This window comes from Nocardia cyriacigeorgica, assembly GCF_010858045.1.
GTDB classification, from domain to species: domain Bacteria; phylum Actinomycetota; class Actinomycetes; order Mycobacteriales; family Mycobacteriaceae; genus Nocardia; species Nocardia cyriacigeorgica_E.
On sequence record NZ_JAAGVC010000184.1, the window covers coordinates 1 to 350 of the forward strand.

Consider the following 350-nt stretch of genomic DNA (forward strand, 5'->3'; position numbering starts at 1 on the left):
GTGCGAGACCATCGAGAATCGCCCGAACGACGTACTGAACTACTGCAAGGCCATGTGGGATGCCTACGACTTCTCGCAGGATCCTAAGAACGCTGCGACGGTGGCCCAACTCCTGGCGGGGCTCGTCGGAGTCTCGCCCGCGGCCGCGCCCGCGCTGTGGGAGTCGGTCCAGAATGCCTACCTTCCCCCCGCTATCACCGAGACCTCATGGAAGGAGCAGGCTCCCTTCGCGGGCTCACCGACTCCCGAGGTGCCGGACTATGCCGGCGCGGTGTACGAGCCCTGTGCGGGCGGCGATCCTCGATAGTCTTCGAGGGCTGTGGCGCGGGCGGTGCGCCATTGGCTCGGGC

1 protein-coding gene is annotated in these 350 nt (G+C 67.1%); it reads left to right on the forward strand.

From position 1 onward, the window contains the following. Positions 1–307, forward strand: a 307-nt coding sequence (locus GV790_RS29280; protein WP_218586495.1) for a hypothetical protein, incomplete at its 5' end; no start/stop codon positions are given. Between the last annotated feature and the right edge of the window lie 43 nt (positions 308–350).